A 2,642-nucleotide genomic window follows, 5' to 3' on the forward strand; every position below is an offset into this window, starting at 1 on the left:
GCGCCAATCACAATGTAGTCGATTTTCTGACCGACGGTCTCAAACGCCTTGAATACCGAGGCTACGATTCGTCGGGTATCGCCGTCAACATGGACGGCAAAATCAAACGCGTCCGCCGTGTCGGCCGCGTGCAGCTGATGGAAGATGCGGCACGCGAAAAAGGCGTGTTCGGCCATATCGGCATCGGCCACACCCGTTGGGCAACCCACGGCGGTGTAACCGAGCCTAATGCCCACCCTCATATTTCCGGCGGCATGATCGCGGTTGTCCACAACGGCATCATCGAAAACTTTGAAGCCGAACGTGAACGCCTGAAAGCGTTGGGTTACACCTTCGAATCGCAAACCGATACTGAAGTCATCGCCCACAGCGTCAACCACGAATACACACAAAACGGCGGCAAACTGTTTGAAGCCGTCCAAGCTGCGACTGCCCGTTTCCATGGTGCATACGCCATTGCCGTTATCGCACAAGACAACCCTGAACAAATGGTTGTTGCGCGCATGGGCTGCCCGCTGTTGGTAGCCTTGGGCGACCAAGAAACCTTTATCGCTTCCGACGTATCCGCCGTGATCGCCTTTACCCGCCGCATCGCTTACTTGGAAGACGGCGACATCGCCCTGTTGAACGCAAACGGTATCGAAAAATTGCTCGATAAAACCGGTGCGCAAACCGAACGCGCGGTTAAAGTATCCGAATTGTCTCTGGCTTCTTTGGAGTTGGGCCCATACAGCCACTTCATGCAAAAAGAAATCCACGAGCAACCCCGCGCCATCGCCGATACCGCCGAAGTCTTCCTTGATGGCGGCTTCGAACCTGAAAACTTCGGCGCCAACGCCCGCGAAGTGTTCGACGATATCCACAGCATCAAAATTCTTGCTTGCGGTACGTCCTACTATGCCGCGCTGACCGCCAAATACTGGTTCGAATCCATCGCCAAAGTGCCGACCGACGTGGAAATCGCCAGCGAATACCGCTACCGCGACGTGATTGCCGATCCGAAACAATTGGTCATCACCATTTCCCAATCCGGCGAAACTTTGGACACCATGGAAGCCCTAAAATACGCGCAATCCTTGGGACACAAACACAGCCTGTCTATTTGTAACGTGATGGAATCCGCCCTGCCGCGTGAAAGCGAATTGGTACTGTACACACGCGCCGGCGCAGAAATCGGCGTTGCCTCTACCAAAGCATTCACGACCCAACTGGTTGTCCTGTTCGGCTTGGCCGTTACCTTGGGCAAACAACGTGGTCTGGTTTCCGATGAACAGGCGCGTGAATACGTTGAAGAATTGCGTCAACTGCCGGGCAGCATTCAGCACGTTCTCAACCTTGAGCCACAAATCGCCGCTTGGGCGCAAAAATTTGCCAAGAAAACCAGCGCACTCTTCTTGGGTCGCGGTATCCACTTCCCAATCGCCCTTGAAGGCGCATTGAAGCTGAAAGAGATTACCTATATCCACGCCGAAGCTTATCCTGCGGGTGAGCTGAAACACGGTCCGTTGGCCTTGGTGGACGAGAACATGCCTGTTGTCGTGATTGCCCCGAACGACAGCCTGTTGGACAAAGTGAAAGCCAATATGCAGGAAGTCGGCGCACGCGGCGGCGAACTCTTCGTCTTCGCCGACCTCGACAGCAACTTCAACGCCACCGAAGGCGTGCACGTTATCCGCGCCCCACGCCACGTCGGCGTACTCTCGCCGATTGTGCACACCATCCCCGTGCAACTCCTGTCTTACCACGCCGCCCTTGCACGCGGTACAGATGTGGACAAACCGCGCAACTTGGCTAAATCAGTAACGGTTGAATAAGTAATTGACCGGTTAAAAAAGGCCGTCTGAAACCTGAGATTTGGGTTTCAGACGGCCTTTTCATTTTAAGAATCCGATTTATTTTTCGTATTCAGAAATGTATTGTGCAACAGCAGCTTCAGGATTGCTGGCCTGAATGACTTTAGGCGCTTCTTGATAGCCACGTTTTCTCAGATTTCCTTCACGCAATTTGTTGCCTTGTAAGCCAAGTACAATGCCTACACCGAAGCCAAGTGCGCTGACAAGGCTTCCCATGGCCTGATTGTCACCGGCGATTAAATTCAAAATTATAAATACAACAAAGATTCCGATACCCAAGCCCCATATTTTTTTCACGCATGCCCAGATGCCGCCAAAGAAAAATGCAGGCCAAGACCAACCTTGTTTGACAGCTTCATATTGACCTGTCGGATTTTTGAATATTTTGTAAGTTTTCATAAAATATATTCCTTTTACGATCAAAAATTGAAAAAACAAGTGATTGTATCACGATAACATAAACGATTTGAATAATTAAGAAAACAGGCTGTCTGAAAAATCTTTCAGACGGCCTGTTGTTTTAAAGCGTTTTATTCTGCACCGACAACGACGGTGTTGAGGTCTTTGAATTTGATGCGGCGTTGCCATGCGTCGCGGACTTGTTCGACGGTCAGGCTGTTGATGGCTTTGGGGTAGGCTTCCAAGTAGTCGTTGGGTAGGTCGTAGAGGCCGATCAGGCTCAGGTAGTTGAGCAGTTTGTCGTTGGAGTCGTAGCGCAGGGGAAAGCCGCCGACGATGTTGGCTTTGGCCTGTTTCAGCTCGGCTTCGGTCGGGCCTTCGGCGATAAAC

Annotated in this window: 2 protein-coding genes and 1 pseudogene; 1 reads left to right on the forward strand and 2 read right to left on the reverse strand. The window is 51.8% G+C overall.

Annotation, left to right across the window (positions count from 1 at the left end):
• A partial coding sequence (gene glmS / locus ACTHUE_RS15055; RefSeq protein ID WP_440367040.1) for a glutamine--fructose-6-phosphate transaminase (isomerizing) occupies positions 1-1,814 on the forward strand: 1,814 nt, incomplete at its 5' end.
• Between the two features lie 78 nt (positions 1,815-1,892).
• Here the strand turns inward: glmS and ACTHUE_RS15060 are convergent.
• Complete coding sequence (locus tag ACTHUE_RS15060) at positions 1,893-2,252, reverse strand: DUF2628 domain-containing protein (RefSeq protein ID WP_004519228.1); 360 nt, start codon at positions 2,250-2,252, stop codon at positions 1,893-1,895.
• 131 nt (positions 2,253-2,383) lie between these two features.
• Positions 2,384-2,642, reverse strand: a pseudogene (locus ACTHUE_RS15065) (M16 family metallopeptidase); the annotation flags it as partial.

This window comes from Neisseria sp. P0021.S005, assembly GCF_051956955.1.